Here is a 24,694-nt window from a genome sequence, read left to right as displayed (position 1 = left end):
GTTGAATTCCTTTCAGTGAGTGGCCAATTGCGGGGCAGCCGTCGCGGTGTCGAGCAACCTGGTGATCAGCTGACGCAACTGCACGCCCCCCAGGCTGCCGTTGGCATAGTCGTTGTCGTACAGGCCGACATTGTTGTCGAGCTTGACCTGCTCGGTGACGCGGGTGAGGCGCTTGCCGTCGCGGTCTTCGATCACCAGCTCGCCGGCCAGGTCGTACTTGTCGACATAGATCGGGCCGTTGAACCAGATCCAGAACGTCAGCGTCACCAACGCGCCGGGAACGTAACCGGGGTGCGTGGTGCGCTTGCCCTTGAGCGAGGTGATGGTGAACTTGAGCACTACATCCTGCTCGCCCAGGGTGGCGGGAAATTCCACCAGTTTGGTGAAGTACTCGCCGCGGTCGACGTAGTGGCTGATCTGTGCGGTGAGCTGGCGGCTGATGTTCAGGCGCACGTCATCCTTGAGGTCGGGCGCGGTGATGGCCACGTCGGCGATCTGGGCGCCCCGCTGTGCAGTGTTGTCGGCCACGGTGACCGGTTCGCCGATCGGGCCCACCGGTGTGAAGGAGTAGCAACCGGTAAGGCCGAGGCAGGCCAGGAAAAGAAAACAGAAAGTACGCAGCACGCAAAATGTCCTTGCTTCGGGTGAGAGACAGGCTGTTATCGGCATCAGGGCCAAAGACTGTAATGAGAATGACTCAGCCCTCAATCGTCGCGGGTGAGGACCTCGAGCAACTCGATCTCGAAGGTGAGGGTCGAATTCGGCGGGATGCTGCCTACGCTGCGCGCGTCGTAACCCAGGTGCGCCGGCACGATCAGCTTGCGCTTGCCGCCCACCTGCATGCCCATCAGGCCCTGGTCCCAGCCCTTGATCACGCGGCCGGTGCCGATCACGCACTGGAACGGCTTGCCGCGTTGGTGGGAGGAATCGAATACGCTGCCATCGTCCAGCCAGCCGGTGTACTGGGTGGTGATCAGCGCCCCCTTGACGGCCGCCTTGCCGTCGCCCAACTGGAGGTCGATGATTTGAAGTTCGTTGCTCATGGGTGATCTCTGACGGCTATGGGACGTTTTCTGCCGATGCGTTTTCGCAGCAATGGCCGTGTTTTGCAAGGCTGTGGGGAGCGAACGCGGATCATGAGGTGGCGCCGGCTGTCACCGGCTCGTGCTGGCGCATCGACCAGCACACCCCGCCCACCACCAGCACGATCGCCGCGCCCTCCAGCAGGTTCGGCCCGCTCTGGCGCCAGATGAACGCATACAGCAAGGCAAACAGGGTCTCGAACACGATCAACTGCCCGCTCAGGGTCAGCGGCATGCGCTTGGCTGCCGCATTCCACAACACCCCCGCCAGCCACGAGCCAAACAGCGCGCAACCCAGGCTGAACGCCCAGAACAGCTGCCAGCGCTCAGCAGTGGCCTGCACCTGCAACTGCTGCGGCTGCCACACCCACAGCAGCGCCACCAGCACCAGGCTGAACACGCCGGTCACCACCCCGGTGAGCACCGACCACTGATGGCTGTCCAGGTGCCGGCACTGCTTGAGATAGCGGCTGTTGTAGGTGGCGTACCAGGTCCAGCAGGCCAGCGCGGCCAGCGCATAGAGCAGCCCGGCGAGCTTGTCCTGCACCGCCCCCGGCTCCACCGCGAAGGTCTGCAGGTTGATGCACAGCATGCCCGCCAGGATCAGCGCCAACGGCCCGGCCAGGCGCGACAGGGCCACCGCGCCGCTGTCATTGCGCCCGTACAGGGTGATGGTCAGCGGCAGCACACCAACGATCAGCGATGCCGGCGCCACGCCCAGGCGCTGGATCGCCGCCACCAGGCACATGAAGTACAGCAGGTTGCCGATCAGCGCCAGGCGCGCCAGCATCCACACGTCTGCCCGTTCGAGCTGACGCAGCGCCTTGCGCATTGGCAGCAGCAGCGCGAGCGATACCGCCCCCAGCAGGACGAACCGCGCACAGGCCAGCAGCACCGGGCTGAACTCCGGCAGCAGTTGCGGCACCATCAGCACCATGCCCCACATCGCACCAGCCACGCCGGCATACGCCACACCCCGTTTCACTTGCCTGCTCCTCGTTTTTCAGAGCACGCAGGCTAGCCAAATGCAGGCGTCCAGGCAAAAGATCATTCGGCATGCAGGCATTCCCATGGGGAATACCTTTAAAGCGCAAAGCACCGGGTTTACCATCCAGCCATTCCCTGAACCGAAGACACCGCAATGAGCCGCTTCAGCCGTCACCTGCCCCCGCTGGATACCCTGATCGCTTTCGAGGCGGTGGTACGCACCGGCAGCTTCACCCGCGCCGCCGCCGAGCTGTCGCTGACCCAGAGCGCGGTGAGCAAACAGATCAAGCTGCTTGAAGAACACCTGGGTGCGCCGCTGTTCGAACGCCGCGCCCGCGGCATCACCCTGACCGCCGCCGGCAGTGGCTTCAATGCCATCGTCGAGCCGATGCTCGACAGCCTGCTGGCCAACGTATTGCGCCTCAAGAGCGGGCACGGCAGCCGCAATGTCAGCGTGATCTGCACCCATGCGGTGGCACAGTACTGGTTGTTCCCGCGGCTGCTGCGCTTCAACGCACAACACCCCGAGCTGACAGTGAACATCCATGCCAGCAACGAGATGGATGAACGCGTGGTGGGCAACTATGACTTCGGCGTGCTGTACGGCCATGGCCGCTGGAGTTCACTGCAGGCCGACAAGCTGTTCGATGAATGCATCTACCCCATCGTCAGCACCCAGCGGGCCCTGCCGCCAGCCGATTCGCTGGCGGCGCTGCAGGCCCTGCCGCTGATCCAGCTGGATGCCTCGGCCTGGAACTGTCTGGATTGGCCCGACTGGTTCGCGCACCTGGGGGTGCGCTACAAGGCGCCGGCCGATGCGGTGACATTCAATCAGATCACCCTGGTGTTCGACGCAGTGATGCAGGGTATGGGGGTGGGGTTGGGCTGGGAGTTCATGGCCCGCGAGCGCATCGCCAGCGGGCAGGTGCGGCCGGTGTCGGAATTCGTCGTGCACACCGGCCAGGCCGACTACCTGGTGCACGACAGGCAGCGTGTGTGCTCGCCGGCGGCCCAGGTGTTCAGGGACTGGTTGCTGGCGCTCAACTGAACTGCGCTTGCACCTCGGCGCCGGTGAGGGTCCGGGTCTGGTTGGCGAAGCAGTAGTAACCCGGCTTCTGATCGATGTAGATCTGCAGTTCCAGCGCCCAGTCACTCTCGCCATCGAGCACGCCCACCGGCACGGCGTCGAAGCCGCCGGCCTTGAGGCGATAGAACAGGTGGGTGCCGCAGGTGCCGCAGAAGCCGCGCTGGGCCCACTCGGAGGAATCGTAGATGCGCGGGGTGTCGCCGCTGAGCCTGAGGGTCTGGGTGCTGTGCACCACCATCAACGGGCCACCGGACCATTTGCGGCACATGCTGCAATGGCAGGCGCTGACGCTGGCGTTGTCGAGGCTGACGCTGAGGTGAATGGCGCCGCACAGGCAGCTGCCGTGTTTTTCCTGGGGTTGGGACATGGTGCAGGGTCCTTGCGGTGAGCGGTAGGGCTGAAGTCTAGCAGCAGTCGGCCCCGGCCCTTTCGCCGGCAAGGCCGGCTCCTACAGCGGATTACGCCGTCACCGGGGTCAACACCGGTTCCCCGGCAAAGAACGCCTGCAGGTTGCGCAGCACCAGCGCCACCGTATCGCGCGCCGCTTCCGGCGACTGTCCGGCCACATGCGGGGTCAGCACCACGTTGTCCAGCGCCTTGAGTGCCTGCGGCACTTCAGGCTCGGCATCGAACACATCCAGCCCGGCCCCGGCAATACGCCCTTCGCGCAACGCCGCCACCATCGCATCGGTGTCCACCACGCTGGCCCGCGCAATGTTCACCAGAAAACCCTGAGGCCCCAGTGCGTCCAGTACCGCCGCGTCGACCAGGTGGCGCGTACCGGCCCCGCCCGGGGTGGCAACGATCAGAAAGTCCACCTCCCCCGCCAGCGCCAGCGGGCTTTCGCACCAAGTGTAGGGCACGTCGGTGCGTGGCCGGCGGTTGTGGTAGCTGACCTGCATGTCGAAGCCCAGCGCCGCACGCCGGGCAATCGCCAACCCCGTCGCGCCAAGGCCCAGTACCCCGAGGCGCTTGCCGCTCAGCGACGGGCTGATCACACGGTTCCACTGCCCCAGGCGGGTGGTGGCATCGGCACGGGTAATATCGCGCACGATGGCGAACAGCAGCGCCAGGGCATGGTCGGCCACCGCCGTGGCGTTGGCACCGGCGCCATTGGTCACGGTGATGTCACGCGCAGCAGCCGCTGCCAGGTCCACTTCCTCGTAGCCGGCGCCGATGACGCAGATGATTTTCAGATGGGGCAAGGCGGCGATTTCGTCGGCTCGCAAGCCCAGCGGCCCGCGGGTCAGTACCGCATCGATTGCGCCGCCGTGGCGGGCGATGGCCTCGGCACGCAGGGCCGGGGTCTGTGCCCGAATCAGCTCGAAGCCGGCCTGTTCGAGCAAGGGCAGGTAGTCATCCACCGTTTCTACCAGCACCAGTACCTTGTGTGTCATGCCCTGCCCCCTGGCCATTCGCAAAAAGGGGCATTATGCCGGCTTGGGCTTACTGGGCGAAAGCCCGTCCCAGGCCGCCCGGCACGCCGCTGCTGTCGGTGTCCTGCCAGGGGCCGTCAGGGCTGGTGGCCCAGCTCCAGCCATTGCTGAAGCGGTAGTAGGTGCGTTGGCGGTAGAAGGTGTTGGTCTTGCCTTCGAGCACGTACACCCCGAGTTTAGGGTCCCAGTGGCTGGCGCCACCCGGCGGCGGCGCGAAGCTTGCCGAGGTGCGTGGCATCGGCTTGGGCGTCGGCAGCGTGGCCGGGGTACTTGGCTTGGGCCCCGGCACCGGTTTGATCACCGGCCCGGTCGGCGGCAGGGTTTCGATCGGCGGCACGGTGGGCTCGCTGGGCCGATGCACCGTACACGCACTCAAGCCCACGGCCAGGGCGATCAGGGTGAGGCGTGCGATGCTGTTCATAGTGAGCTCTCTACGGGTCCGGGCTGTCGATGGTCAGGTGCTGCGGCGCCTCGGTGCTGCTGGCCAGCGGGCTGCCACGGCCGATCCACTCGCCCTTGGTCGGCTGGCCGGCACGGGAGACGCGCGCAACCAGTTGGACTTCGGGGAAGCTCGACAGTTTCATGTTCGGCATCATCGCATCGCTGTCGCTGAGCTGAACCTCGATCGGCAGGTCGGCCACGGTCACGCGCTTGGCCGCCAGCGGCATCGGCGGCCCGGAACTGGCGCGGGCAAAGATGAACACGCTGTCATCGGGACGCACCTTGTCCTTGAGCGCCGGCGCCAGCTCGACCCGCACCGTCAGGCGTGCGTTGGTGGCCGGCGCCTGGCCCGCGGCCTTGAGCCGTTCGCCAGCACGCTCGATGCCGCCCTGCAGCGCGGCACGCGAGGCATCGCCCTCGGGCAGCTGGGCAATCAGACGGTTCCAGTAGTCGATGGCCTGCTGGTAGCGCCCGTCCTCGAACGCGGCGATACCCAGCAGCCCCAGGCTGGTGACTTCCGCCGGATCGGCCTTGAGCGCTTCGTCGGTCAACGCCTGCATCTGCGCTGTCCACTGCTTGCCGTTACCGAAGTACAGCGCCTGCGCCCATTGCCCAAGCAGCTCAGGCTGACGCCCGGCCAGGGCGGCAGCGCGTTCGAAGGCCTTGGCGGCATCGGCGGCGCGTTCCTGGGCCATGTAGGCACGGCCCAGCAGGTACAGGCCTTCGGCCGAGTCTGGCTGGGCCTGCACCGCACGCTCCAGGCGCGAGGTCATCTCCTGCACCGACTGCGGCGCCTGGGCGAACTCGCGGGTCAGCTCGACCTTGTCGCTGGCGCCAAAGTGCAGGTACAGCCCGAGGCCCATCACCGGCACCAGCACCGCGGCCAGCAGCGGCAAGGTCTTGCCCAGGCGCGCACTGCGGTCGGGCTCGGCGTTGTCGGTGTCGGCCAGCAGCTCGCGGGCGGCCTCGTCGCGGCCACGGTCCAGTTGCTCGGCGGTGAGCACACCGGCCTCGCCCTGGGCCTGCAGTTCGGCCACGCGCTCCTGGTACAGGGCCACGTTCAACGCGGTACGGTCTTCTTCCTGTTGCGCACGACGCACGCGCAACACCGGGATCAGCAGAAAGCTCAGGGCTACCAGTAACAGCAGGCCTGCGGGAAGCCAGAATTCAGTCATGGGTGCGTTCTTTGTCCAGCAGTTTAGCGAGGCGCTCACGCTCCTCGGGGGAAAGGTCAACGGTGCCGCCCGCCGCCTGGGTACGGCGCTTGCGCACGATCAGCGCCAGCATGCCGAAGCCGCCCAGCAGCAGGATGCCCGGGCCGAACCACAGCAGCCAGGTACGCGCCGTCAGGGCCGGCTTGTAGCGCACGAAGTCGCCATAGCGGTCGACCATGAAGTCGATGATCTGCTGGTTGTCCTTGCCTTCGCCGAGCATGCGGAAGATCTCGCGGCGCAGGTCGGCGGCAATCGGTGCGTTGGAGTCGGCGATGTCCTGGTTCTGGCACTTGGGGCAGCGCAGTTCCTTGGTCAGCACGTGGTAACGCTCGCGCTCGGCGTCGTCGGCGAACTGATAGGTGTCGATGGCCGCGTGGGCCACGCCGGCGATGCTCAGGCCCAGCAGCGCGCCTGCCAGCCAGCGCCTCATTGGCCGGCCTCGTCGAGCAGGCCCTGGTACAGCGGCGCCAGTTGCTCGCGCCACACGGTCTGGTCGACCACGCCGACGAACTTGTGCCGGATGATGCCCTTGGCGTCGATAATGAAGGTCTCCGGCGCGCCGTACACACCCAGGTCCAGGCCGAGGGTGCCGTGCTCGTCACGGATGCCGATCTGGTAGGGGTTGTGGAACTCGGTCAGCCACTTGATCGCAGCCGCGTTCTCGTCCTTGTAGTTGACCCCGTAGATCACCACGCCCTGCTCGGCCAGCTTGTTCAGCACCGGGTGCTCGACCTTGCACGAAGGGCACCAGGTGGCCCACACGTTGACCAGCGCCGGCTTGCCCAGCAGGTCGTCGCGGGTCAGGGTCCGGTCGCCTTCCACGGTCGGCAGCGAGAACGCCGGGAAGGGTTTGCCGATCATCGCCGAGGGCAGCTCGGACGGGTCCAGGTACAGGCCCCGGTACAGAAACACCGCCACCAGCAGAAACACCGCCAGCGGCAGCACCATGATCCAACGCTTCATGCAGTTGCTCCCGACATGCCCAGTACTTCACGTACCCGGCTTTTCACCTTGACCCGATACCGCTTGTCCATCGCCGCCATCAGGCCGCCCAGGCCGGTCAGCAGGCCGCCCAGCCAGATCCAGCGCACGAACGGCTTGACGTGCACGCGCACGGCCCAGGCGCCGTTGTCCAGCGACTCGCCCAGCGCCACGTACAGGTCGCGGGTGAAACCGGCATCGATGCCGGCCTCGGTCATCACCGACTGCTGCACGGTGTACAGGCGTTTTTCCGGGTGCAGCACGCTGATTTCACGACCGTCCCGCAGCACGCGCACGGTGCCCTTGTCGGAGGTGAAGTTCGGTCCTTCGAAATGCTTGGCGCCTTCGAACACGAACTGGTAGCCGCCCAGTTCCATCGACTCGCCCGGCGCCAGGCGCAGGTCGCGTTCGGCGCTGTTGTTGCTCGACAGCACCACGCCCAGGGCGCATACCGCGATGCCCAGGTGCGCCACGTGCATGCCCCAGTAACTGCGGCTCAGGCCGCGCATGCCCTTGAGCAGGCCCTTGTGACGGGTCTTGTCGAGCAGGTCGCGCACGCCGGCCAGCAGGATCCACGCCGCCAGGGCGAAGGTGGTCAGTACCTGCCAGTCGAAGTCGTCCACCAGCAGCCCGCCGATGGGTGCCAGCACCACGCTGCCGATCGCCACCGGGGTGAGCATGCTCACCAGCCATTTCGTCGGGGTGTCCTTCCAGCGCACGATCACGCCGACCGCCATCACCACCATCAGCAGGGCCATCAGCGGGATGAACAGCGCATCGAAGTAAGGCGGCCCCACCGACAGCTTGGCCCCGGTCAGTGCATCGAGCACCAGCGGGTACAGGGTGCCCAGCAGGATCATCGAGGCCGCCACCACCAGCACCAGGTTGTTGGCCAGCAGCAGGGTTTCCCGCGACCACAGGGCGAACCCGACCTGGCTCTTGACCACCGGGGCGCGCAAGGCGAACAGGGTCAGCGAACCGCCGACCACGAACAGCAGGAAGATCAGGATGAACACGCCGCGCTCGGGGTCGGCGGCAAAGGCGTGCACCGAGGTCAGCACGCCGGAACGCACCAGGAAGGTGCCCAGCAGGCTCAGCGAAAATGCAGCGATCGCCAGCAGCACGGTCCAGCTCTTGAACACGCCGCGCTTCTCGGTGACGGCCAGCGAGTGGATCAGTGCGGTGCCCACCAGCCACGGCATGAACGAGGCGTTTTCGACCGGGTCCCAGAACCACCAGCCACCCCAGCCGAGTTCGTAGTAGGCCCACCACGAGCCCAGGGTGATGCCGATGCCCAGGAACGCCCAGGCCACGATGGTCCAGGGCCGCGACCAGCGTGCCCAGGCCGCGTCCAGGCGCCCGCCGAGCAAGGCGGCGATGGCGAAGGCGAAGGCCACCGAGAAGCCCACGTAGCCCATGTAGAGCATCGGCGGGTGTACGATCAGGCCGATGTCCTGCAGCAGGGGGTTGAGGTCGCGACCATCGGCAGGCACCTGCGGCAGCAGGCGCTGGAACGGGTTGGAGGTAACAATCAGAAACGACAGGAAGCCCACGCTGATCATGCCCATCACCGCCAGCACCCGGGCCAGCATCACCTGCGGCAACTGGCGCGAGAAGATCGACACGGCGAAGGTCCAGCCGCCCAGGATCAGCGCCCACAGCAGCAGCGAGCCTTCGTGGGCGCCCCACACGGCGCTGAACTTGTAGTACCAGGGCAAGGCGCTGTTGGAGTTGCTGGCCACATACGCCACCGAGAAGTTGTCGGTCATGAAGGCATGGGTCAGGCAGGCGAAGGCAAACGCCAGGAAGGCGAACTGACCCCACGCCGCCGGGCGTGCCAGGCTCATCCACAGGCTGTCGCCCCGCCAGGCGCCGAGCAGCGGCACGCTGGCCTGAACGCCGGCAAAACAGATGGCCAGGATCATCGCCAACTGGCCCAGCTCGGGAATCATCAGTGCAGCATTCATGGCTTGGCTCCGCCGTCGGTGGACACCTGGCCGCTTTCCTTCAGGGCCTTGGTGACCTCGGGCGGCATGTATTTTTCGTCGTGCTTGGCCAGCACCTCGTCGGCCACCACCACGCCCTCGGCGTTGAGCTTGCCCAGGGCGACGATGCCCTGCCCTTCACGGAACAGGTCGGGCAGGATGCCGCGGTAGGTGATGGGCACCGACTTGTTGAAGTCGGTGACCACAAAACGCACGTCCAGCGAGTCGCCGGAGCGTTGCAGGGAACCGGCCTCGACCATGCCGCCGGCCCGGATGCGGGTATCGAGCGGGGCTTCGCCGTTGGCGATCTGGGTAGGGGTATAGAACAGGTTGATGTTCTGCTGCAGCGCGCTCAGGGCCAGGCCGACGGCGACGCCGACACCCACCAGCAGGCCGAGGATGATGAACAGACGCTTCTTGCGTTGCGGATTCACTTGGACTTCTCCCGGCGCAGGCGGCGCGCTTCTTCTTGCAGATACCGGCGCTTGCTCAGTACGGGCGCGGCAACATTGATGGCCAGCACCAGCAGGCAGATGCCATAGGCCGACCAGACATAGAGGCCGTGATGGCCCATGGCGAGGAAATCATTGAAGCTGGCAAAACTCATCGTGCGGTCTCCCGCCCCAGGTGGCCCAACACTTCATCCTTGACCCAACTGGCGCGTGCCTCGCGCCGCAGCACTTCAAGGCGCATGCGCAACAGCAGCACCGCCCCGAAGAAGCAATAGAACCCCAGCACGGTCAGCAGCAGCGGCAGCCACATCTCGGCAGGCATCGCCGGCTTTTCGGTGAGGGTGAAGGTGGCGCCCTGGTGCAGGGTGTTCCACCACTCCACCGAGTACTTGATGATCGGAATGTTGATCACGCCGACAATCGCCAGTACCGCGCAGGCCTTGGCCGCGCTCTCACGATTGCTGATTGCCTGGCCCAGGGCAATCAGACCGAAGTACAGAAACAGCAGGATCAGCATCGACGTTAGTCGTGCATCCCAAACCCACCAGCTGCCCCAGGTCGGCTTGCCCCAGATGGCACCGGTGCTCAGGGCCACCACGGTCATCCAGGCGCCGATGGGCGCGGCGCATTGCAGTGCCACGTCGGCGATCTTCATCTTCCAGACCAGGCCGACCACGCCGGCCACCGCCAGCATCACGTAGCACGACTGCGCCAGCATGGCCGCCGGCACGTGGATGTAGATGATTCGGAAACTGTTGCCCTGCTGGTAGTCCTGCGGGGCGAAGGCCAGGCCCCAGACCACGCCCACGGCGATCAGCAGGATGGCGGCGATGCTCAGCCACGGCAGCATGCGGCCGCTGATGGCATAGAACCATTTGGGTGAACCCAGCTTGTGAAACCACGTCCAGCTTATTGCGCTGCTTTTCATCACGGTACATCCAGGGTCTTTGCTGGGCGGGGCCCAGACCTCATTATTCGCCGACGCTGATCTTCAGGCCAGCCGCTATTGCAAAGGGTGCCAGGGTTACTGCAAGGGCGGTCAGGCTGCCAAGCCAGAGCAGGTAACCGGTCGCCGGCATAGCTTGCAGTGCCGCCTGCAAGGCGCCACTGCCCAGGATCAACACCGGGATATATAACGGCAAAATAAGCAGTGCCAGCAGCAGGCCACCGCGCTTCAAACCCACGGTCAAGGCTGCGCCCACTGCACCCAGCAGGCTCAGTACCGGGGTACCGAGCAGCAGCGAGGCCAGCAGTACCGGCAGGCATTGCACCGGCAAACCGAGCATCAGTGCCAGCAGCGGCGACAACAATACCAGTGCCAGACCGGAAAAGGCCCAGTGTGCCAGCACCTTTGCCAATACCAGAAGCGCCAGGGGGTGCGGCGAAAGGACCCACTGCTCGAGGGATCCGTCCTCGAAATCACTGCGAAACAGCCCGTCCAGCGAGAGCAGAACGGATAAAAGGGCGGCCACCCAGACTAACCCAGGGGACAATTTTTGCAACAATTGCGTCTCCGGCCCGACCGCCAACGGGAACAACGCGATCACGATCGCGAAGAACACCAATGGGTTGGCAAGTTCGGCCGGACGGCGGCACAGCACCTGCGCTTCTCGGCGCAGCAAATGAACGAACACACTCATGCCGCGTACTGCCCCAGGTTCAGTTCTCGGTAGCCGGACGGCGTCTGCGCCAGCGTGTGGTGGGTGGTCAGCACGACCATGCCGCCGCGCTCGCAATGCGCCGCCAGGTGCGCTTCGAGCTGGGCCACGCCCTGCTTGTCGAGGGCGGTGAAGGGTTCGTCGAGAATCCACAGCGGCGGGCTGTCCAGGTACAGCCGCGCCAGCGCCACGCGGCGCTGCTGGCCGGCCGACAGGGTATGGCAGGCAACATCTTCGAAGCCGCGCAGGCCCACGGCCGCCAGTGCCTGCCAGATCGCCTCGCGGCTGGCAGGCTGATGCAGGGCGCACAGCCAGGCCAGGTTTTCCTCGGCGGTGAGCAGGTCCTTGATGCCGGCCGAATGACCGATCCACAGCAGCATCCTGGCCAGTTCGCTGCCCTGCTCGGCCAAGGGCTTGCCGTCCAGGCGGATTTCACCGCTGGTGGGCCGCATCAACCCGCTGAGCAGGCGCAGCAGGCTGGTCTTGCCGCTGCCATTGGGGCCGCTGATCTGCAGCATGTCACCGGCCGCCAGGTGCAGTTCGAGGTGTTCGAAAAGCATTCGCCAGTCGCGCTCGCAGGCCAGGCCCACAGCTTCGAGTCGAGGGGTCACAGGTTCGCCTTATGGTTCGGTCTCAAGTCGGTCCGGGCCTGGCCGTTATACTGAGCAACAGCTGTACGGCATGGCCGGTCGCATCGGGCACGCCACAGGACGTGCGCACCCGCCAGGAACGGGCGGCATTATACATGGCATGTCCTACTGCAAAGAGGGCTATTTCCACAGGTTGCAACGTGATGACAGGCGAAATCAACAGCCTTGGCCCGCAGGCCCTGGCCAACCCCCAGGCGCGCAGCGCGGCGATGACCGGCGAACTGCTCAAGCTGCTGCAGCCCCAGCCTGCCCTGCTCGCCCCGGGCGAGACCGCGCAGGCGCAGGTACTGTCGTTGCGCCAGGTCGGTCAGGACTTCCAGCTGCTGCTGCAACTGACCCAGACCAACGGGCGCCAGACCACCGTGCAGACCAGCGCCAGCCAGCCCCTGCCCCAGGGCAGCGAGCTGACGGTCAGCCAGCCCAATGCCGGCAACCTGAGCATCACCGTGCAGCAGGCCATCGCGCGCAGCGTGGCCACCCTCACCCAGCTCGACACCCGCCAGTTGCCGCCGGGCACCCTGCTGCAGGGCAAGGTGCTGACCACCCAGACGCTGCCCCAGGCTGCCGGGCAGCCGGCCTTGTTCCGCTCGTTGGTGACCCTGCTCAACACCGCCCAGGCCGGCGCCACCCTGAACATCGACAGCCCTCGGCCACTGGCGCTGGGCAGCCTGCTCAGCGCACGGGTACAGGGTGAACAGTCGATCAGCTTCGTGCCCCTGAGCGGGCGCCAGGAACAACTGGCGATCACCCAGCACCTGAGCGCGCAGCTGAGCCGCCAGGCCTCGCTGCCGGGCCTGCTCGCCAGCCTGCAACAGATGAGCGCCGAGCAGCGCCTGCCGGCCGATGTGCGGGCCAGCGTGAGCACCCTGCTGGCCAGCCTGCCGGACATGGAACAGCTCGGCACGGCCAAGGGCCTGGCCCAGGCCCTGAACAACAGCGGCGCGTTTCTGGAAGCCAAGCTGCTGGCTGGCGCCCCCGCCGCCCTCGCCCCCGACCTCAAGGCCCAGGTGATCCGGCTGGTGGCGCAGTTGCTGCCCGGCCTCCCCGGCAGCACCCAGTTCAACCCGGCCGTGGCTGCCAGCACCCTGGCCCAGGTGCTGCCGGGCATGGTGCGCAACGCCCTGGGCATGCTCGGCCAGGTAAGCCCGCGCCCGGCCCCGGGAAGCTTTCCGCTGCCCTCGCGGTTGCTGCAAAGTGGCGACGAAGAAGGCGACCTGGAACACCTGCTGCGCCTGGCAGCGGCAGCCATTTCACGCCTGCAGAGCCACCAGCTCGCTGGCCTGGAGCAAACCCGCACCACCGCCGACGGCAACCTGCAGACCACCTGGCAACTGGAGATACCGGTGCGCAATGGTCAGGAGTTCATGCCGCTGCAAGTGAAGCTGCAGCGCGAGGAAACCCCCGAGCAGCAGGCCGATCCGGAACGCGAACAGCGCGACCCGCTGGAGATGCTCTGGCGCGTGGAGCTGGCATTCGACCTCAGCCCGCTGGGGCCCTTGCAGGTGCAGGCGCAGATCAGCCAGGGCAACCTGTCCAGCCAGCTGTGGGCGGAGCTGCCGAGCACCGCGCAACTGATCGACAGCCAGCTCGGCAAGCTGCGCGCGCGGTTGGTAGAGCGCGGGCTCAACGTCGGTGAACTGCTGTGCCATCACGGTACGCCGCCACAGGGGCCGCGTACGCATCTGGAACAACGCTGGGTGGATGAAAACGCATGAGCCAGACCCCGCCACGTCAGGCCATTGCCCTGACCTACGACGGCCAGCAGGCCCCGACCTTGAGCGCCAAGGGCGACGACGAGCTGGCCGAGGCGATCCTGGCCATTGCCCGCGAACACGAAGTGCCGATCTACGAGAATGCCGAGCTGGTACGCCTGCTGGCGCGCATGGAGCTGGGCGATCAGATCCCGGAGGCGCTGTACCTGACCATCGCCGAGATCATCGCCTTCGCCTGGCAGCTCAAGGGCCAGGTGCCGGAGGGGTTCGTGGACAACGCCCCGCAGGAGCGCGACATTACCCCGAACCTGTACAGCCTGCCTGCGCCGGACTGACGCCGCGCAGGCCGGGTGCCTTGCATCAGCTGCGGTGCAGCTTGCTCATCAGCTCGGCTTCGGCCTGGGTCAGGCCGCAGGACTGGGTCAGCTCGTCGACGCTGGCGCCCATGCCCACCAGCCGCGCCGCCTGGGCGAACGACAGGCTGTTGGGATCGCGCTGCTCCAGTTGCATCAGCTTGTCCGGCAACGGCGCCACCACGGCGCGCAGCTCGTGCAACGCGTCGCCCATGCGCACCGTACCGTTCTGGTAATCGTCCACACGCTTGGCCAGGTCCTTGATGCGCTGGTCACGCAGCGCATCGCCCTGAGCCTGCTGCGAGGCCAGCTCGCGCTGGCGCTTGCTGTAGCCGTAGAACAGCCACAGGCTGAGGATCCAGACCAGCGCCAGAAATATGACAGCACCCTCGAGAATCAACTCAGATATTCTCCAGCTCGGACCACTCTTCCTCGGTCATCATCTTGTCCAGCTCGACCAGGATCAGCAGTTCGTTGTTCTTGTTGCACACGCCCTGGATGAACTTGGCCGATTCCTCGTTGCCGACATTCGGCGCGGTCTCGATCTCCGACTGACGCAGGTACACGACCTCGGCCACGCTATCGACCAGGATGCCGACCACCTGCTTGTCCGCCTCGATGATCACGATACGGCTGTTGTCGGAGATTTCGGCAGACATCAGGCCGAAGCGCTGGCGCGTGTCGATCACGGTCACCACATTGCCGCGCAGGTTGATGATGCCCAGCACATAGCTCGGCGCGCCCGGCACCGGAGCGATTTCGGTGTAGCGCAGCACTTCCTGGACCTGCATCACGTTGATGCCGTAGGACTCGTTGTCCAGCTTGAACGTTACCCACTGCAGAATCGGATCGTCGGAACCCTGCGCAGTCATGTTTTTCATTCCCCTAACCCTCAAAAGCCGTTCTCGGCGGTGTACTCAGTGCGGTCGCGGCAGTTGCGACCGATTATTTATGCGTACCGTGCATCTGCTTGACGGCGCCGCTGGCGATCAGCTCGGCCAGCTCGGCGACATCCAGCAGCGCGCACATGTGTTCGATGACCGTACCGGCAAGCCACGGGCGCTGACCACGCTGGCTGCGCCACTTGATCTCGCTCGGGTCCAGGCGCAGCGAGCGGCTGACCTGATGCACCGCCAGCCCCCACTCGTAGCCCTGTACCGAAATAACGTATTGCAGCCCCTGGCGGAAGTCGTCGCGGTAGCGGTCGGGCATGACCCAGCGCGCCGTGTCGAGCACCTTCAGGTTACCCGCCTGGCTCGGCAGGATGCCCAGGAACCACTCGGGCTGGCCGAACAGCGGCGTGAGCTCCTGGCCGGCCAGCGAGTAGATCGAGCCCAGGCACACCAGCGGCACCGCCAGGGTCAGCCCGGCCACGTCGAACAGCAGGCATTCGAACGGCTCGGCGGCCCAGGCCGGGCGACCGTCGCCCGTCAACGGCGGCACCGGCTGGTCCGGTGCTGCGGGCAGGTGCACCTGCACCAGCGGCTCGACCGGGGTTGGCACGTCGGCGATGACCGGGGCGACCACCGGGGCCGCCTCCACCACCTTGGCCACCACCGGTGGCGCCATCACCGGCATGACCAGCCGCGTCGGCTCGGCGAATGCCGGCGCCGCGGTCTTGAGCCGGGCGTCACGGGCCTGTTCTTCGAGCACTGCGGCCTGGAACTCGTCGATCGCTTCAGGCGCCGTGACGACCACCGGGGCCGGGGCCACTGCGACGCGTTCGGCCACCGCCAGGGGCAATGGCTGCAGCTCTTCGGTGGCCTCCTGCAACAGGCCGTCCAGGTACGACTGCAAGGCCAGTTGAGGCTTTATGGTGACCTGCTGCGGGCTGTTCATCAGGCCACCTGCGCAACGGCATTCTGCGCCAGCAGATGCTTGAGCAATGCCCGGTAGGCAATCACGCCACGGCTCCTGCCATCGAACTGCGACGGCGTGAGCCCGGCACGGCTGGCGTCGCGCAGGCGCGTATCGACCGGAATGTAGCCCTGCCAGATGGTGTCGGGATAAGCGTCGCGCAGCACCCGCAGGGTGCCCATCGAGGCCTGGGTACGGCGGTCGAACAGGGTCGGCACGATGTGGTACGGCAAGGCCTGCTTGCGCGAGCGATTGACCATGCTCAGCGTGCTGACCATGCGTTCGAGGCCTTTCACCGCCAGGTATTCGGTCTGCACCGGGATCACCAGTTGCTGGCTGGCTGCCAGCGCATTGACCATCAGAACGCCCAGCAACGGCGGGCTGTCGATGATCGCGTAGTCGAAATCCTGCCACAGCTGCGCCAGACTCTTGGCGATCACCAGGCCCAGGCCACTCTGGCCCGGTGACTGACGCTCGAGCACCGCCAGGGCGGTGCTCGAAGGCAGCAGCGAGATGCGCTCGTCGCTGGTGGGCAGCAACAGCTGGCCCGGCAGCCCTTCGGGCACCGTGCCCTTGTGCAGGAACAGGTCGTAGCTGCTGTGCTCGAGGGTGTCCGGGTTGTGACCGAAGTAGCTGGTCATGGACCCGTGCGGGTCGAGGTCGACCACGACCACGCGCTTGCCCGCCTCGGCCAGCAGGCCGGCCAGGGCGATGGATGTGGTGGTCTTGCCGACACCACCTTTTTGATTGGCTACTGCCCAGACTCTCATTGCGCTGCTTCCTCCCGGTCGGGTCGGACCCTGCCGGGATCGATTAAAGGGTCGACGACGGGGAATTGACGGGATTGCGCCCGGCCGTCGGTGCTACGGCTGGCGGTGCAGTTTGTGTGCCAGCACGCTTGAGCGCCGCATCGGGTGTGGCATTGGCGCTGCCGGTACCGGTCAGGCTGCGGCGCACCTCCAGATTGCGCGAGATCACCAGCACCACCCTGCGGTTCTGCGCGCGCCCTTCAGGGCTGGCATTGCTGGCGATGGGCTGGAACTCGCCGTAGCCCACAGAAGCCATGCGTGCCGGGTTGACCCCTTCCATCGCCAGCAGGCGCACGATGCTCGCCGCCCGTGCCGACGAAAGCTCCCAGTTGGTCGGGTACTGCGCCGTGCGGATCGGCTGGTCATCGGTGAAGCCTTCGACGTGCACCGGGTTGGCGAACGGCTTGATGATGTGCGCCACCTTGTCGATGATGTCGAACGCCTTGTCGCTGGGCATGGCATCGCCACTGCCGAACAACAGGGAGGAATTGAGCTCGATCTCGATCCACAGTTCGTTGCCGCGCACGGTCATCTGGTCGGACTTGATCAGGTCGCCAAAGGCATCGCGCACATCGTCGGCAATGGTCTGCAGCGGGTCGCTGGAGCTTTGCCCCAGGCCCGCATCGACCTGCTCGCTGTCCTTGATCAGCGGTTCGGCCGGCTTGACGCTGAGGGGGCGCTCGTCGCCTATCGGAATCGGCTTCATGCTGCGCTCGGGGTCGTTGAACACGCCGATCAGCGCCTGCGAGATGACCTTGTACTTGCCCTCGTTGATCGAGGAAATCGAATACATGACCACGAAGAAGGCGAACAGCAAGGTGATGAAGTCGGCATACGACACCAGCCAGCGTTCGTGGTTTTCATGTTCCTCGGGTTGACGACGACGGGCCATGGCTTACTCCATGAAGCCCTGAAGCTTCAGTTCGATTGAACGTGGGTTCTCGCCTTCGGCAATCGACAGCAAGCCTTCCAGGAGCATTTCGCGATAGCGCGACTGGCGCATGGCCAGGGCCTTGAGCTTGTTGGCGATCGGCAACAGGATCAGGTTGGCACTGGCCACGCCGTAGATGGTGGCCACGAACGCCACGGCGATACCGCTGCCCAGCTGGGTCGGGTCGGCCAGGTTGCCCATCACGTGGATCAGGCCCATCACCGCGCCGATGATGCCGATGGTCGGCGCATAGCCGCCCATGCTCTCGAACACCTTGGCAGCCTGGATGTCGCGGCTTTCCTGGGTGTAGAAATCCACCTCGAGAATGCTGCGGATGGCTTCGGGCTCGGCACCGTCGACCAGCAGCTGCAGGCCCTTGCGGGCATACGGGTCGGGCTCGGCATCGGCCACGCCCTCAAGGCCCAGCAGGCCTTCCTTGCGTGCGGTGAGGCTCCAGTTGACCACCCGGTCGATACCGCCGGCCAGGTCGACCCGCGGCGGGAAGAGGATCCAGCGCACGATCTGCAGCGCGCGCTTGAACGCGCTCATGGGGGCCTGCAGCAGCGAGGCCGCCAGCGTCCCGCCGATCACGATCAGCGCCGCCGGGCCATTGATCAGCGCCGACAGATGGCCGCCTTCGAGGTAGTTGCCGCCAACGATGGCGACGAACGCCAGGATGATCCCGATAAGGCTCAACACGTCCATCAGATGCACGCCTCTACCAGGTGCCGGCCGATCTCGTCCAGGCCGTACACCGCATCGGCCAGGTTGGCCTTGGCAATGGCCATGGGCATGCCATAGATCACGCAGCTGGCTTCGTCCTGGGCCCACACCTGGCTGCCGCCCTGCTTGAGCAGGCGCGCGCCTTCGCGGCCATCGGCGCCCATGCCGGTCAGCACCACGGCCAGCACCTTGTCGCCATACGACTTGGCCGCCGAACCGAAGGTGATGTCCACGCAGGGCTTGTAGTTGAGGCGTTCGTCACCCGGCAGGATCTTCACCGTGCCGCGCCCGTCGACCATCATCTGCTTACCGCCCGGTGCCAGCAGGGCCAGGCCGGGGCGCAGCACGTCGCCGTCCTCGGCTTCCTTGACGCTGATGCGGCACAGCTTGTCCAGGCGCTCGGCGAAGGCCTTGGTGAAGGCCGCCGGCATGTGCTGGATCAGCACGATCGGCGCCGGGAAGTTGGCCGGCAGCTGGGTCAGCACGCGCTGCAGCGCCACCGGACCACCGGTGGAGGTACCGATGGCGAGCAGCTTGTAGGCCTTGCGCTTGGGTGCCGGGGAGCTGGGTGCAGCGGCCCGCGCAGGGGCTTGCGGGGCAACCGGGGCGGCGCGCATGGACGCTGCCGGGACGCTGCTGCCGGCGCTGTGCGACGGTGCAGGCGCTGCGGCCGGTGCAGGGCTGGCATAGCTGCTGAAACGACGGTTGCTGCGCGAAATGGTATGCACCTTTTCGCACAGCATCTGCTTGACCTTCTCGGGGTTGCGCGAGATGTCCTCGAAATTTTTCGGCAGGTAGTCCACCGCACCGGCGTCCAGTGCATCGAGGGTGACGCGGGCGCCTTCGTGGGTGAGCGAGGAGAACATCAGTACAGGCGTGGGGCAGCGCTGCATGATATGACGCACGGCGGTGATGCCATCCATCATGGGCATTTCATAGTCCATGGTGATGACGTCGGGCTTGAGCGACAGCGCCTGATCGATCGCTTCCTTGCCGTTGGTCGCGGTACCGACCACCTGGATAGTCGGGTCCGCTGAAAGAATTTCCGAGACACGGCGGCGGAAAAAACCGGAATCATCCACCACCAGGACCTTGACTACCATAAACACTCCATTACGGGGCGCGGCCACCTGGCCACGCCACCGGGATCAGATACGCCGAGCGGCGTAACGCTTGAGCATGCTCGGCACGTCGAGGATCAGCGCAATGCGCCCGTCACCGGTAATGGTGGCGCCCGACATGCCCGGGGTGCCCTGCAGCATCTTGCCCAACGGCTTGATGACCACCTCTTCCTGGCCCACCAGCTGGTCGACCACGAAGCCGATGCGCTGGGTACCCACCGACAGGATCACCACGTGGCCTTCACGCTGCTCCTCGTGGGCTGCCGAGCTGACCAGCCAGCGCTTGAGGTAGAACAGCGGCAAGGCCTTGTCACGCACGATCACCACTTCCTGGCCGTCGACCACGTTGGTGCGCGACAGGTCCAGGTGGAAAATCTCGTTGACGTTCACCAGCGGGAAGGCGAAGGCCTGGTTGCCGAGCATCACCATCAGGGTCGGCATGATCGCCAGGGTCAGCGGCACCTTGATGACGATCTTCGAGCCCTGGCCCTTGGTCGAGTAGATGTTGATCGAGCCGTTGAGCTGGGAAATCTTGGTCTTGACCACGTCCATGCCCACGCCGCGACCGGACACGTCGGAGATCTCGGTCTTGGTCGAGAAGCCCGGGGCGAAGATCAGGTTGTAGCAGTCGCTTTCGCTGAGGCGATCGGCGGCGTCCTTGTCCATCACCCCGCGCTTGACCGCAATGGCGCGCAGGACATTGGCATCCATGCCCTTGCCGTCATCGGAGATCGACAGCAGGATGTGGTCGCCTTCCTGTTCGGCAGCGAGGATCACCTTGCCATTGCGCGACTTGCCGGCGGCTTCGCGCTCTTCCGGGGTTTCCACGCCATGGTCGACAGCGTTGCGCACCAAGTGCACCAGCGGGTCGGCCAGGGCCTCGACGAGGTTCTTGTCCAGGTCGGTCTCTTCGCCGACCAGCTCCAGGTTGATCTCTTTCTTGAGCTGGCGGGCCAGGTCGCGAACCAGACGCGGGAAGCGCCCGAAGACCTTCTTGATCGGCTGCATGCGGGTCTTCATCACCGCGGTCTGCAGGTCGGCGGTCACCACGTCCAGGTTCGAGACGGCCTTGGACATGGCTTCATCGCCGCTGTTCAGGCCCAGGCGCACCAGGCGGTTACGCACCAGCACCAGTTCGCCGACCATGTTCATGATCTCGTCCAGGCGCGCGGTGTCGACCCGCACGGTGGTCTCGGCCTCGCTGGCCGGATGCTTGTCGGCAGCGGGAGCCGCCTGACGGGCTGGCGCGGGGGCGGGTGCCTTGGCCGGTGCCGGTGCCGGTGCCGGTGCAGCGGCTGCCGCTGCGGGCTTGGCCGCCGGCTTGGCCGCAACCGTCGCCGCAGTAGCAGGCGCGCTGGCAGCGCCAGCGCCGCTGACGGCGTCGGGCGCGAACTTGCCCTTGCCGTGCAACTCGTCGAGCAGGGCCTCGAATTCGTGTTCGGAAATATGGTCACCCGCCGCTGCGGGTGCGGCAGCGGCCGGTGCGGCGGCCGCTACAGCGCCGGGCAGTGCATCGGCGGCAAAGGTGCCCTTGCCGTGCAACTGGTCCAGCAGTGCTTCGAATTCATCGTCGGTGATGTCACCGCTGGGCGCCGCGTCCGCGCCAGGTGCAGCAGCAGATGCCGCCGCCACGCTGTCGGGGGCGAACTGGCCCTTGCCATGCAACTGGTCCAGCAACGACTCGAACTCGGCGTCGGTGATTTCATCGCTGGCAGCGTCCACGGCCACCGGCTCGGGCGCCTCGGCCTGGGCCTTGGCGGCATTGAGCGAGTCGAGCAACTGCTCGAACTCGCTGTCGGTGATATCACCCCCGCTCGCCTCGGCTTCAGGCTCCGGCTCGGCAACCGCCGCCACCGGCGCAGGCGCCGCCGCTTCGGCACTGGCAGGTTCGGCCAGGCGCGCCAGGGCGGCCAGCAGTTCCGGAGTGGCTGCGGTGATGTCGGTGCGCTCGCGCACCTGGCCGAACATGCTGTTGACGGTGTCCAGGGCTTCCAGGACCACGTCCATCAGTTCGGCGTCCACACGTCGTTCACCCTTGCGCAGGATGTCGAAGACGTTTTCGGCGATGTGGCAGCACTCCACCAGCTCATTGAGCTGGAGGAAGCCGGCGCCCCCTTTTACAGTGTGAAAACCGCGAAAAATTGCATTGAGCAGGTCGGCATCATCCGGGCGGCTTTCCAGCTCGACCAGTTGCTCGGACAGTTGCTCAAGAATTTCGCCGGCTTCTACCAGAAAATCCTGGAGGATTTCTTCATCGGCGCCGAAGCTCATTAAACGTGCTCCCTAAAAACCCAGGCTGGACAGCAGATCGTCGACATCGTCCTGACCGGACACAACGTCTTCACGTTTATCGGCATGAATCTGTGGTCCTTCACCCCGAGTCGGATGTTTTTCTTGATCTTTTTCGGCACGCAGCTGGTCGTGGTCATGCTCGATGCCGGCGAACCGGTCGACCTGACTCGCCATCAACACGAGCTTCAGAAGATTGCTTTCTACTTCGGTGACCAGCGCCGTGACGCGCTTGATCACCTGGCCGGTCAGGTCTTGGTAGTCCTGAGCCAGAAGAATGTCGTTGAGATGGCCGGCGACCTTGCGGTTGCCCTCGGCGCTGTGCGTCAGGAAACTGTCGACGCGCTTGACCAGCTCGCGAAACTCCGGAGCCTCGATTTCGCGGCGCATGAAGCGCTGCCAGTCGCCACTCAGGCTGGCCGCCTCGGCACTGAGGTCGTTGAGTACCGGCGTGCTTGCCTCCACCAGGTCCATGGTGCGGTTGGCAGCGCCCTCGGTCAGCTTGACCACGTACGACAGGCGTTCGGTGGCGTCGGTAATCTGCGAGACTTCCTCGGCCTGCGGCATGTGCGGATCGATCTGGAAACTGACGATCGCACTGTGCAGCTCGCGGGTAAGCTTGCCGACTTCCTGGTACAGGCCAAGGTCACGGGTCTGGTTCAGCTGATGGATCAGTTGCACCGCGTCGCCGAACCTGCCTTTTTCAAGGCTGCTGACCAGCTCCTGGGCATGTTTCTTCAGAGTCGACTCGAAGTCGTCCAAAGATGATCTTTTTTGCTCCATAAGCGCCCCCGTGGCGTACCTCAGCTATTGACGCGCTCGAAGATCTTTTCGATCTTTTCTTTCAGCACCTGGGCGGTGAACGGTTTGACCACATAGCCGTTGACGCCCGCCTGGGCGGCTTCGATGATCTGTTCGCGTTTGGCTTCGGCCGTCACCATCAGCACCGGCAGGTGCTTGAGGCGCTCATCCAGACGTACCTTGCGCAGCAGGTCGATACCGGACATGCCGGGCATGTTCCAGTCGGTCACCAGGAAATCGAAGTGACCGCTTTCGAGCATCGGCAACGCGGTGTTGCCGTCGTCGGCTTCCTGGGTATTGGTAAAGCCCAGGTCACGCAACAGGTTCTTGATGATCCGCCGCATCGTCGAAAAATCGTCGACGATGAGGATTTTCATGTCTTTGTTCAATTAGACCTCCAAGCAGTCTTTAACGCGCTCAGCGCTGAACGCGCATTCAATCAATTCGGGCACTACATTTCACGACTGTATGGAACGGCTGCTCAACGCGCCCGCCATTCCCCCAGGCGACCGCGCAAGCGTGCGGCGCACTGGCTGTGCAACTGGCTGACACGCGACTCGCTGACCCCCAGCACCTCGCCGATTTCCTTGAGGTTCAGCTCTTCGTCGTAGTACAGCGCCAGCACCAGGCGCTCGCGCTCGGGCAGGTTGGCGATTGCATCCGCCAGGGCTGCCTGAAAGCGCTCGTCTTCCAGATCGCGCGATGGCTCGAGCTGGGCACTGGCGCCGTCCTCGTGCAGGCCTTCATGTTCGCCGTCCTGCAACAGGTCGTCGAAACTGAACAGGCGACTGCCCAAGGTATCGTTCAAAATCCCGTAATAATCATCGAGACTCAATTGAAGTTCGGCAGCAACCTCGTGATCTTTAGCATCACGACCGGTTTTTGCTTCAATTGCACGAATCGCGTCACTCACCATGCGGGTATTGCGGTGTACCGAACGCGGCGCCCAATCCCCCTTGCGCACCTCGTCGAGCATGGCCCCACGGATGCGGATACCGGCATAGGTCTCGAAACTGGCACCCTTGCTGGAGTCGTACTTGTTGGAGACCTCGAGCAGGCCGATCATGCCGGCCTGGATCAGGTCTTCCACCTGCACACTGGCTGGCAGACGCGCCAGCAGGTGATAGGCAATGCGCTTGACCAAGGGTGCGTACCGCTCGATCAGCTCGTACTGGGCATCACGCGAAGCCTTGCTGTACATCCGATAGCCGCTTGCACTCATAGCACTGGTCCCGCACTGGTCGGTTGCACCAGCCGTTCGACGAAGAACTCCAGATGACCACGCGGGTTGGCAGGCAACGGCCAGCTATCGACCTTCTGAGCAATGGCCTTGAAGGCCAGCGCGCACTTGGAACGCGGAAAGGCTTCGTAGACTGCTCGCTGCTTCTGCACTGCCTTGCGGACACATTCGTCGTAGGGCACAGCACCGACGTATTGTAAGGCGACATCCAGGAAGCGATCCGTGACCTTGGTCAATTTGGCGAACAGATTGCGACCTTCCTGAGGGCTTTGTGCCATGTTGGCCAGCACCCGGAAACGGTTCATGCCGTAATCGCGGTTCAGCAGCTTGATCAGGGCATAGGCGTCAGTGATGGACGTGGGCTCGTCGCACACCACCAGCAGCACTTCCTGGGCCGCGCGCACGAAGCTGACGACCGAATCGCCGATGCCGGCCGCGGTGTCGATGACCAGCACGTCGAGGTTGTCGCCGATCTCGCTGAACGCCTGGATCAGCCCGGCATGCTGGGCCGGCGCCAGGTGCACCATGCTCTGGGTGCCGGAGGCCGCAGGCACGATGCGTACCCCGCCAGGCCCCGGCAGCAGCACGTCGCGCAGCTCGCAGCGGCCCTCGATGACATCGGCCAGTGTGCGTTTGGGGGTCAGGCCGAGCAAGACGTCGACGTTGGCCAGGCCCAGGTCGGCGTCCAGCAGCATGACCCGACGGCCAAGCTCAGCCAGCGCCAATGACAAGTTCACTGACACGTTGGTCTTGCCGACGCCACCTTTGCCGCCTGTCACGGCGATCACCTGTACGGGATGCATGCTGCCCATGTTTGTTCTTTACCTTGTCTTACTTAGACCGAGGCCACATGACTGGCTGCGCTTTCAACACCTGAAAAATGCC

The 24,694-nt window shown here is 65.2% G+C and carries 30 protein-coding genes; 3 read left to right on the top strand and 27 right to left on the bottom strand.

All coding sequences use genetic code 11. The features are described 5' to 3' along the window. Positions 1–12 precede the first annotated feature (12 nt). The 3 genes from CR917_RS09720 to CR917_RS09710 form a co-directional block, all read right to left on the bottom strand. The gene (locus tag CR917_RS09720) at positions 13–624 is read right to left on the bottom strand and encodes a hypothetical protein (protein WP_043861852.1); all 612 of its coding nucleotides are present in this window, start codon (positions 622–624) and stop codon (positions 13–15) included. An 80-nt stretch (positions 625–704) separates the two neighbouring features. Beyond that, a complete protein-coding gene (locus CR917_RS09715) occupies positions 705–1,043 on the bottom strand; it encodes an FKBP-type peptidyl-prolyl cis-trans isomerase (RefSeq protein ID WP_043861851.1) in 339 nt (112 codons plus the stop codon). A 91-nt stretch (positions 1,044–1,134) separates the two neighbouring features. Continuing rightward, the gene (locus CR917_RS09710; RefSeq protein ID WP_043861850.1) at positions 1,135–2,067 is read right to left on the bottom strand and encodes a DMT family transporter; all 933 of its coding nucleotides are present in this window, start codon (positions 2,065–2,067) and stop codon (positions 1,135–1,137) included. Between the two features lie 156 nt (positions 2,068–2,223). Between CR917_RS09710 and CR917_RS09705 the strand changes: the two genes are divergently transcribed. After that, positions 2,224–3,117, top strand: a complete 894-nt coding sequence (locus tag CR917_RS09705; RefSeq protein ID WP_054915613.1) for a LysR substrate-binding domain-containing protein — start codon at positions 2,224–2,226, stop codon at positions 3,115–3,117. Here CR917_RS09705 and CR917_RS09700 read toward each other — a convergent pair. From CR917_RS09700 to ccmA, 12 genes are all read right to left on the bottom strand, one after another. Continuing rightward, a complete protein-coding gene (locus CR917_RS09700) occupies positions 3,110–3,523 on the bottom strand; it encodes a GFA family protein (protein ID WP_043861848.1) in 414 nt (137 codons plus the stop codon). The genes CR917_RS09705 and CR917_RS09700 overlap by 8 nt on opposite strands. A 91-nt stretch (positions 3,524–3,614) precedes the next feature. Next, complete coding sequence (locus CR917_RS09695; protein WP_104572224.1) at positions 3,615–4,553, bottom strand: 2-hydroxyacid dehydrogenase; 939 nt, start codon at positions 4,551–4,553, stop codon at positions 3,615–3,617. Positions 4,554–4,602: 49 nt separating this feature from the next. After that, positions 4,603–5,013 carry a hypothetical protein gene (locus tag CR917_RS09690; RefSeq protein ID WP_104572223.1) on the bottom strand — a complete coding sequence of 137 codons (411 nt, stop codon included), beginning with the start codon at positions 5,011–5,013 and terminating at the stop codon, positions 4,603–4,605. 10 nt (positions 5,014–5,023) lie between these two features. Then, complete coding sequence (gene ccmI / locus CR917_RS09685; RefSeq protein ID WP_100634349.1) at positions 5,024–6,208, bottom strand: c-type cytochrome biogenesis protein CcmI; 1,185 nt, start codon at positions 6,206–6,208, stop codon at positions 5,024–5,026. Then, a complete protein-coding gene (locus CR917_RS09680) occupies positions 6,201–6,677 on the bottom strand; it encodes a cytochrome c-type biogenesis protein (RefSeq protein ID WP_043861844.1) in 477 nt (158 codons plus the stop codon). Before CR917_RS09680 ends, ccmI begins: the two co-directional genes overlap by 8 nt. Further along, the gene (locus CR917_RS09675; protein WP_043861843.1) at positions 6,674–7,210 is read right to left on the bottom strand and encodes a DsbE family thiol:disulfide interchange protein; all 537 of its coding nucleotides are present in this window, start codon (positions 7,208–7,210) and stop codon (positions 6,674–6,676) included. The genes CR917_RS09680 and CR917_RS09675 overlap by 4 nt, the downstream gene beginning before the upstream one ends. Then, a complete protein-coding gene (locus tag CR917_RS09670; protein WP_167400228.1) occupies positions 7,207–9,180 on the bottom strand; it encodes a heme lyase CcmF/NrfE family subunit in 1,974 nt (657 codons plus the stop codon). Before CR917_RS09670 ends, CR917_RS09675 begins: the two co-directional genes overlap by 4 nt. 11 nt (positions 9,181–9,191) lie before the next feature. After that, on the bottom strand, positions 9,192–9,647 hold the full coding sequence (ccmE, locus tag CR917_RS09665) for a cytochrome c maturation protein CcmE (protein WP_058542048.1): 456 nt from the start codon (positions 9,645–9,647) through the stop codon (positions 9,192–9,194). Next, positions 9,644–9,820 carry a heme exporter protein CcmD gene (gene ccmD / locus CR917_RS09660; RefSeq protein WP_043861840.1) on the bottom strand — a complete coding sequence of 59 codons (177 nt, stop codon included), beginning with the start codon at positions 9,818–9,820 and terminating at the stop codon, positions 9,644–9,646. The genes ccmE and ccmD overlap by 4 nt, the downstream gene beginning before the upstream one ends. After that, positions 9,817–10,593: a heme ABC transporter permease gene (locus CR917_RS09655; RefSeq protein WP_043861839.1), complete on the bottom strand. Its 777-nt coding sequence runs from the start codon at positions 10,591–10,593 to the stop codon at positions 9,817–9,819. Before CR917_RS09655 ends, ccmD begins: the two co-directional genes overlap by 4 nt. 43 nt (positions 10,594–10,636) lie before the next feature. Next, entirely contained in the window at positions 10,637–11,305 is a 669-nt protein-coding gene (ccmB, locus tag CR917_RS09650) for a heme exporter protein CcmB (RefSeq protein ID WP_104572222.1), read from the bottom strand. Further along, positions 11,302–11,934 carry a cytochrome c biogenesis heme-transporting ATPase CcmA gene (gene ccmA, locus CR917_RS09645; RefSeq protein WP_104572221.1) on the bottom strand — a complete coding sequence of 211 codons (633 nt, stop codon included), beginning with the start codon at positions 11,932–11,934 and terminating at the stop codon, positions 11,302–11,304. The genes ccmB and ccmA overlap by 4 nt, the downstream gene beginning before the upstream one ends. Before the next feature lie 182 nt (positions 11,935–12,116). On the opposite strand from ccmA, the gene CR917_RS09640 reads away from it, so the two are divergent. Continuing rightward, positions 12,117–13,688 (top strand): flagellar hook-length control protein FliK, encoded by a 1,572-nt coding sequence (locus CR917_RS09640; RefSeq protein ID WP_104572220.1) that lies wholly within the window; start codon positions 12,117–12,119, stop codon positions 13,686–13,688. After that, positions 13,685–14,020: an EscU/YscU/HrcU family type III secretion system export apparatus switch protein gene (locus tag CR917_RS09635; protein WP_043861835.1), complete on the top strand. Its 336-nt coding sequence runs from the start codon at positions 13,685–13,687 to the stop codon at positions 14,018–14,020. The genes CR917_RS09640 and CR917_RS09635 overlap by 4 nt, the downstream gene beginning before the upstream one ends. 25 nt (positions 14,021–14,045) lie before the next feature. Here CR917_RS09635 and CR917_RS09630 read toward each other — a convergent pair whose 3' ends face one another. From CR917_RS09630 to fleN, 12 genes are all read right to left on the bottom strand, one after another. Beyond that, positions 14,046–14,438 carry a DUF2802 domain-containing protein gene (locus CR917_RS09630; protein ID WP_043861834.1) on the bottom strand — a complete coding sequence of 131 codons (393 nt, stop codon included), beginning with the start codon at positions 14,436–14,438 and terminating at the stop codon, positions 14,046–14,048. Position 14,439: 1 nt separating this feature from the next. Further along, positions 14,440–14,919 carry a chemotaxis protein CheW gene (locus CR917_RS09625; RefSeq protein ID WP_043861833.1) on the bottom strand — a complete coding sequence of 160 codons (480 nt, stop codon included), beginning with the start codon at positions 14,917–14,919 and terminating at the stop codon, positions 14,440–14,442. 64 nt (positions 14,920–14,983) lie between these two features. Continuing rightward, a complete protein-coding gene (locus CR917_RS09620; protein WP_043861832.1) occupies positions 14,984–15,877 on the bottom strand; it encodes a CheW domain-containing protein in 894 nt (297 codons plus the stop codon). Then, positions 15,877–16,665 carry a ParA family protein gene (locus CR917_RS09615; RefSeq protein WP_078480275.1) on the bottom strand — a complete coding sequence of 263 codons (789 nt, stop codon included), beginning with the start codon at positions 16,663–16,665 and terminating at the stop codon, positions 15,877–15,879. The genes CR917_RS09620 and CR917_RS09615 overlap by 1 nt, the downstream gene beginning before the upstream one ends. A gap of 43 nt (positions 16,666–16,708) precedes the next feature. Next, positions 16,709–17,596: a flagellar motor protein MotD gene (gene motD, locus CR917_RS09610; protein WP_043861830.1), complete on the bottom strand. Its 888-nt coding sequence runs from the start codon at positions 17,594–17,596 to the stop codon at positions 16,709–16,711. 3 nt (positions 17,597–17,599) lie between these two features. Continuing rightward, positions 17,600–18,340, bottom strand: coding sequence for a flagellar motor protein (locus CR917_RS09605; RefSeq protein ID WP_043861829.1), 741 nt, complete (start codon positions 18,338–18,340; stop codon positions 17,600–17,602). Then, positions 18,340–19,461: a chemotaxis response regulator protein-glutamate methylesterase gene (locus CR917_RS09600; RefSeq protein ID WP_054915622.1), complete on the bottom strand. Its 1,122-nt coding sequence runs from the start codon at positions 19,459–19,461 to the stop codon at positions 18,340–18,342. The genes CR917_RS09605 and CR917_RS09600 overlap by 1 nt, the downstream gene beginning before the upstream one ends. 45 nt (positions 19,462–19,506) lie before the next feature. Then, on the bottom strand, positions 19,507–21,750 hold the full coding sequence (locus CR917_RS09595) for a chemotaxis protein CheA (protein WP_104572219.1): 2,244 nt from the start codon (positions 21,748–21,750) through the stop codon (positions 19,507–19,509). A gap of 12 nt (positions 21,751–21,762) precedes the next feature. Continuing rightward, positions 21,763–22,551, bottom strand: a complete 789-nt coding sequence (locus CR917_RS09590) for a protein phosphatase CheZ (protein ID WP_104572218.1) — start codon at positions 22,549–22,551, stop codon at positions 21,763–21,765. 20 nt (positions 22,552–22,571) lie between these two features. Continuing rightward, complete coding sequence (locus CR917_RS09585; RefSeq protein WP_043861825.1) at positions 22,572–22,946, bottom strand: chemotaxis response regulator CheY; 375 nt, start codon at positions 22,944–22,946, stop codon at positions 22,572–22,574. 104 nt (positions 22,947–23,050) lie between these two features. Further along, entirely contained in the window at positions 23,051–23,791 is a 741-nt protein-coding gene (gene fliA / locus CR917_RS09580; protein WP_043861824.1) for an RNA polymerase sigma factor FliA, read from the bottom strand. Continuing rightward, entirely contained in the window at positions 23,788–24,621 is an 834-nt protein-coding gene (gene fleN, locus CR917_RS09575; RefSeq protein WP_054915624.1) for a flagellar synthesis regulator FleN, read from the bottom strand. The genes fliA and fleN overlap by 4 nt, the downstream gene beginning before the upstream one ends. Positions 24,622–24,694 lie beyond the last annotated feature (73 nt).

Origin of the sequence: Pseudomonas sp. BRM28 (genome assembly GCF_002939405.1) — a bacterium.
Taxonomy (GTDB): domain Bacteria; phylum Pseudomonadota; class Gammaproteobacteria; order Pseudomonadales; family Pseudomonadaceae; genus Aquipseudomonas; species Aquipseudomonas palmensis.
Note: the sequence above shows the minus strand (reverse complement) of the source record. Positions and strands in the feature narration are given on the sequence as shown.

Coding starts and splice junctions, on each gene's coding strand:
- CR917_RS09635 (WP_043861835.1), top strand. CDS start 13,685: ATGAGCCAGACCCCGCCACGTCAGGCCATTGCCCTGACCTACGACGGC.
- motD (WP_043861830.1), bottom strand. CDS start 17,596: ATGGCCCGTCGTCGTCAACCCGAGGAACATGAAAACCACGAACGCTGG.
- CR917_RS09675 (WP_043861843.1), bottom strand. CDS start 7,210: ATGAAGCGTTGGATCATGGTGCTGCCGCTGGCGGTGTTTCTGCTGGTG.
- CR917_RS09670 (WP_167400228.1), bottom strand. CDS start 9,180: ATGATTCCCGAGCTGGGCCAGTTGGCGATGATCCTGGCCATCTGTTTT.
- CR917_RS09640 (WP_104572220.1), top strand. CDS start 12,117: ATGACAGGCGAAATCAACAGCCTTGGCCCGCAGGCCCTGGCCAACCCC.
- CR917_RS09615 (WP_078480275.1), bottom strand. CDS start 16,665: ATGAGAGTCTGGGCAGTAGCCAATCAAAAAGGTGGTGTCGGCAAGACC.
- ccmB (WP_104572222.1), bottom strand. CDS start 11,305: ATGAGTGTGTTCGTTCATTTGCTGCGCCGAGAAGCGCAGGTGCTGTGC.
- CR917_RS09585 (WP_043861825.1), bottom strand. CDS start 22,946: ATGAAAATCCTCATCGTCGACGATTTTTCGACGATGCGGCGGATCATC.
- CR917_RS09625 (WP_043861833.1), bottom strand. CDS start 14,919: ATGAAAAACATGACTGCGCAGGGTTCCGACGATCCGATTCTGCAGTGG.
- fleN (WP_054915624.1), bottom strand. CDS start 24,621: ATGGGCAGCATGCATCCCGTACAGGTGATCGCCGTGACAGGCGGCAAA.
- ccmD (WP_043861840.1), bottom strand. CDS start 9,820: ATGAGTTTTGCCAGCTTCAATGATTTCCTCGCCATGGGCCATCACGGC.
- CR917_RS09605 (WP_043861829.1), bottom strand. CDS start 18,340: ATGGACGTGTTGAGCCTTATCGGGATCATCCTGGCGTTCGTCGCCATC.
- CR917_RS09715 (WP_043861851.1), bottom strand. CDS start 1,043: ATGAGCAACGAACTTCAAATCATCGACCTCCAGTTGGGCGACGGCAAG.
- CR917_RS09680 (WP_043861844.1), bottom strand. CDS start 6,677: ATGAGGCGCTGGCTGGCAGGCGCGCTGCTGGGCCTGAGCATCGCCGGC.
- CR917_RS09655 (WP_043861839.1), bottom strand. CDS start 10,593: ATGAAAAGCAGCGCAATAAGCTGGACGTGGTTTCACAAGCTGGGTTCA.
- CR917_RS09690 (WP_104572223.1), bottom strand. CDS start 5,013: ATGAACAGCATCGCACGCCTCACCCTGATCGCCCTGGCCGTGGGCTTG.
- fliA (WP_043861824.1), bottom strand. CDS start 23,791: ATGAGTGCAAGCGGCTATCGGATGTACAGCAAGGCTTCGCGTGATGCC.
- CR917_RS09595 (WP_104572219.1), bottom strand. CDS start 21,750: ATGAGCTTCGGCGCCGATGAAGAAATCCTCCAGGATTTTCTGGTAGAA.
- CR917_RS09705 (WP_054915613.1), top strand. CDS start 2,224: ATGAGCCGCTTCAGCCGTCACCTGCCCCCGCTGGATACCCTGATCGCT.
- CR917_RS09700 (WP_043861848.1), bottom strand. CDS start 3,523: ATGTCCCAACCCCAGGAAAAACACGGCAGCTGCCTGTGCGGCGCCATT.
- CR917_RS09600 (WP_054915622.1), bottom strand. CDS start 19,461: ATGGTAGTCAAGGTCCTGGTGGTGGATGATTCCGGTTTTTTCCGCCGC.
- CR917_RS09620 (WP_043861832.1), bottom strand. CDS start 15,877: ATGAACAGCCCGCAGCAGGTCACCATAAAGCCTCAACTGGCCTTGCAG.
- CR917_RS09590 (WP_104572218.1), bottom strand. CDS start 22,551: ATGGAGCAAAAAAGATCATCTTTGGACGACTTCGAGTCGACTCTGAAG.
- CR917_RS09695 (WP_104572224.1), bottom strand. CDS start 4,553: ATGACACACAAGGTACTGGTGCTGGTAGAAACGGTGGATGACTACCTG.
- ccmI (WP_100634349.1), bottom strand. CDS start 6,208: ATGACTGAATTCTGGCTTCCCGCAGGCCTGCTGTTACTGGTAGCCCTG.